A 4,471-nucleotide genomic window follows, 5' to 3' on the forward strand; every position below is an offset into this window, starting at 1 on the left:
CAGCAGGGGCGCAAGTTCTACATGCACAAGGCCAAGGGCATGGTGCGCGACGTGTTCCGCACGCGCAACATGCGCGCCTTGCCGGGTAATGTCGGACTGGGCCAGGTCCGTTACCCCACGGCAGGCAATGCCTACAGCGAAGACGAAGCGCAGCCCTTTTATGTCAATGCGCCGTTTGGCCTGGTGCTGTCGCACAACGGCAACCTGACCAACGCGGCTGAACTCAAGGCCGAGCTGTTCAACATCGACCACCGCCACATCAACACTGACAGCGACTCTGAAGTGCTGCTCAATGTGCTGGCGCACGAGCTTGAAAAAACCACGCGCGGCTTGCCGCTCACGCCCGCCGATGTGTTTGCCGCGGTGCGCGGCGTGCACAAGCGTGTGAAGGGCTCGTACGCCGTCGTGGCGCTGATCGCCGGCCATGGGCTGCTGGCGTTTCGCGACCCGTTTGGCATTCGCCCGTTGTGCATCGGCCATGGCCAAAATGAAGGCAGTCACACCGTGATGGTGGCCAGCGAGTCGGTGGCGCTGGAGGGCACGGCGCACCATTTTGAGCGCGATATTGCCCCCGGAGAAGCGGTGTTCGTGGACCTGGACGGCACGGTGCACGCCGAGCAATGCGCGGAGCATGCCAAGCGCATGCCCTGCATTTTTGAGTTTGTGTACCTGGCGCGTCCCGACTCGGTGCTCGACGGTATTTCGGTTTACCAGGCCAGGCTCAACCTGGGCGAAACGCTGGCCAAGCGCGTGATCTCCACCGTGCCGCCCAGCGAAATCGATGTGGTCATCCCGATTCCCGAATCAAGCCGCCCCAGTGCCAGCCAGCTGGCGCACCTGCTGGGCCTGCCCTACCGCGAAGGGTTTGTCAAAAACCGCTACGTGGGCCGCACCTTCATCATGCCGGGGCAGGGCGTGCGCAAGAAATCCGTGCGTCAAAAGCTCAACGTGATCGCCAGTGAGTTCAAGGGCCGCAACGTGCTGCTGGTCGATGACTCCATTGTGCGCGGCACCACCAGCCGCGAGATCGTGCAGATGGCGCGCGACGCCGGCGCGCGCAAGGTCTACCTGGCCAGCGCCGCGCCCCCGGTGCGCTTTCCGAACGTGTACGGCATCGACATGCCCACGCCCAATGAGCTGGTCGCGCATGACCGCACCGTTGAAGAAATTCGCCAGGTGATTGGCTGCGACGCGCTGATCTACCAGGACGTCGAAGGCATGCGGCGCGCCATTGGTTCGCTGAATCCTGCGCTCGATGGCTTTGATGCTTCACCCTTTGATGGCGTCTACATCACCGGCGACGTGACCGCCGAGACCATTGCGGCCATGAACACCCAGCGCGCGCAAACCAATGGAAAACTGAGCGAAGAGGGCGATGTCGACGTGTCGCGCCTGGCGTTGCCCAATCCGCAAGAAGCCTGACATGACCCCAAAATCATTACCCGACAACCTGCATCCTGACACGCTGGCCGTGCGTGTCGGCGTTGAACGCAGCCAGTATGGCGAGAACTCCGAGGCGCTGTACCTGACCAGCGGCTTTGTGCAGCCCGATGCTGAAACATCGGCGCGCCGCTTTGCCGGCACCGAGCAAGGCTTTACCTACGCCCGCACGTCGAACCCGACGGTGGCCAGCTTCGAGCAGCGGCTGGCGGCGCTGGAAGGCACTGAAGCCGCCATTGCAGCGTCCAGTGGCATGGGCGCTATTTTGATGATGGGCATGGGGCTGCTCAGGGCGGGCGACCATGTCGTGTGCTCGCAGTCGGTGTTCGGCTCCACGCTGAACCTGTTCGGCAAGGAATTCGCCAAGTTTGGTGTCGAGACCACGTTTGTCTCGCAGACCGACATCGCGCAGTGGCAAGCAGCCATGCGTCCGACCACCAAGCTGCTGTTTGCTGAAACCCCGACCAACCCCCTGACCGAGGTGTGCGACATCCAGGCGCTGGCTGACCTGGCGCATGCCGGCGGCGCGCTGCTGGCCGTGGACAACTGTTTTTGCTCGCCCGCGCTGCAGCGGCCAACCGAAATGGGTGCGGACCTGGTGATTCATTCGGGCACAAAATACCTGGACGGGCAGGGCCGCGTCATGGCGGGCGCGATTTGCGGGCCCTCGAAGCTGATCGTCGACGTGTTCGGCCCGATTGTGCGTACCGCCGGCATGGTGCTGGCGCCATTCAACGCGTGGGTTGTGCTCAAGGGCATGGAAACGCTGCGCATCCGCATGCAGGCCCAAAGCGCCACGGCGCTGGCGGTCGCGCAATGGCTGGAGACGCATCCCGCCGTGACCCGCGTGTACTACCCCGGTCTGGCATCGCACCCGCAGCACGCGCTGGCCATGCGCCAGCAAGCTGGCCTGGGCGGCGCGGTGGTATCTTTTGATGTGCGCGGCAGCGACCCCGAAACGGCACGCGCCAACGCCTTTCATGTGATCAACAGCACCCAGGTGGTCAGCATCGCCACCAATCTGGGCGACACCAAATCCATCATCACCCACCCGGGAACGACCTCCCATGGACGCCTCACCGAAGCCCAGCGCCAGGCCGCCGGCATCGGCCAGGGCCTGATCCGTTTTGCGGTCGGCCTTGAATATATTGACGATCTGAAAGCCGACCTCGCGCGCGGCCTGGACAGCCTGACATGACACCACCAACAAGAACCCGATTCGCACCTTCACCGACCGGATTTATTCACCTGGGCAACATCCGTTCGGCGCTCTACCCGTGGGCGTTTGCTCGCTCCACGGGCGGCGTTTTCATCCTGCGCATTGAAGACACCGATGTCGAGCGTTCAAACCAGGCCTCTGTCGACGTGATACTGGAAGGCATGCGCTGGCTGGGCCTGGACTACGACGAGGGCCCATTCTTTCAGATGCAGCGGATGGACCGCTACAAGGCGGTACTGGCCGAGATGCAGGCGGCCGGCCATGTCTACCCCTGCTACATGAGCATGGCAGAACTTGATGTGCTGCGTGAAGCGCAAATGGCGGCCAAGGAAAAGCCGCGCTATGACGGTACCTGGCGCCCGGCGCCCGGCAAGACGCTGCCGCCTGTGCCGGCGGGCGTACAGCCCGTGCTGCGCTTTAAAAATCCGCAGGGCGGCACCGTGGTCTGGGATGACAAGGTCAAGGGGCGCATCGAGATCAGCAACGACGAACTTGATGACCTGGTGATCGCCAGGCCCGACGGCACGCCGACCTACAACTTCTGTGTCGTGGTCGACGACATCGATATGGCGATCACCCATGTGATTCGCGGCGACGACCACATCAACAACACGCCGCGCCAGATCAACATCTTTCGCGCGCTCGGCAAGGACGTTCCCGTTTATGCGCATCTGCCCACCGTGCTGAACGAGCAGGGCGAGAAGATGAGCAAGCGCAATGGCGCCAAGGCCGTCACGCAGTACGCCGCAGAAGGTTATTTGCCTGACGCGATGGTGAACTACCTGGCGCGCCTGGGCTGGAGCCACGGTGACGACGAAATCTTCAGCCGCGAACAATTTGTGCAATGGTTCAATCTGGACCATCTCGGCAAGAGCGCGGCCCAGTTCGACGAGGCCAAGCTGCGCTGGGTCAACGCCCAGCACCTCAAGGCCATGGCCGATGACAAGCTGGCAGGGCTGGTTCAGCCCTTCCTGGTCGCGCTGGATGTTTCGGACCTGGATCCGGCCTGGCTCGCAGGGGCTTGCGCATTGTTCAAGGATCGCTGCAGCACGCTGGTCGAGCTGGTGGGCTGGTTGAAATTGCTGGTGACGGGCGCAGAGCCGAGCGCGCAGGATGTCAGTACCCATGTGACCGACGCCGTCCGGCCCGTGCTGGCCAAGCTGGCGCAGGCGCTGGCTGGCTGCGAATGGAGCAAGGCCGGTATTGCTGCCGCCATCAAGCAGGTGCTGGCCGACGCCGGCCTGAAGATGCCGCAACTGGCCATGCCAGTGCGTGTGCTGCTCATGGGGACGCCGCAAACGCCTTCGCTGGATGCGATCCTGGCGCTGATGACGCGAGAAAAAGTGATCGACAAATTGAATTTAGTTTGAAAATATCAAAAAGGCCAATTTTTGTAGATATAATTTGAGGCTCGACAGGTTGTTAAGAAATTGGCAACCAAGGGGGGTATAGCTCAGCTGGGAGAGCGCTTGCATGGCATGCAAGAGGTCATCGGTTCGATCCCGTTTACCTCCACCAACGTCGAAAAAGTTTTTGAAGTTTTGTAGCAGTCCTTAAAAAGTCTGCGCCGGAAGTTCCAAGGTTAAGACCCCATCGTCTAGAGGCCTAGGACACTACCCTTTCACGGTAGGTACCGGGGTTCGAATCCCCGTAGGGTCGCCAAATTTCTTCACTGCAAGGTGGAGAGAAAAAGCACAAGTTGGTAACCGCAAGCCCGCAAGGGCAGGCGACTTGGCTCGAAAGAGCAAACATTACCACTACCAGGAGTGGTAGTTCAGTTGGTTAGAATACCGGCCTGTCACGCCGGGGGTC

At 61.7% G+C, this 4,471-nt stretch carries 3 protein-coding genes and 2 tRNA genes; all 5 read left to right on the top strand.

All coding sequences use genetic code 11. The features are described 5' to 3' along the window. On the top strand, positions 1-1,422 hold a 1,422-nt coding region (gene purF, locus IV091_RS02950), incomplete at its 5' end, for an amidophosphoribosyltransferase (protein WP_293464907.1). A gap of 1 nt (position 1,423) precedes the next feature. Continuing rightward, positions 1,424-2,638, top strand: coding sequence for an O-succinylhomoserine sulfhydrylase (locus IV091_RS02955; RefSeq protein WP_293464909.1), 1,215 nt, complete (start codon positions 1,424-1,426; stop codon positions 2,636-2,638). Further along, positions 2,635-4,029, top strand: a complete 1,395-nt coding sequence (gltX, locus tag IV091_RS02960) for a glutamate--tRNA ligase (protein WP_293464911.1) — start codon at positions 2,635-2,637, stop codon at positions 4,027-4,029. The genes IV091_RS02955 and gltX overlap by 4 nt, the downstream gene beginning before the upstream one ends. Positions 4,030-4,101: 72 nt before the next feature. After that, positions 4,102-4,177: transfer RNA gene (locus IV091_RS02965), tRNA-Ala, on the top strand. A gap of 68 nt (positions 4,178-4,245) precedes the next feature. Beyond that, positions 4,246-4,321 (top strand) — tRNA-Glu (locus tag IV091_RS02970). Positions 4,322-4,471: the final 150 nt, after the last annotated feature.

Source organism: Polaromonas sp. (genome assembly GCF_018780625.1).
Classification (GTDB): Bacteria; Pseudomonadota; Gammaproteobacteria; order Burkholderiales; family Burkholderiaceae_C; genus Polaromonas.

Coding starts and splice junctions, on each gene's coding strand:
- IV091_RS02955 (WP_293464909.1), top strand. CDS start 1,424: ATGACCCCAAAATCATTACCCGACAACCTGCATCCTGACACGCTGGCC.
- gltX (WP_293464911.1), top strand. CDS start 2,635: ATGACACCACCAACAAGAACCCGATTCGCACCTTCACCGACCGGATTT.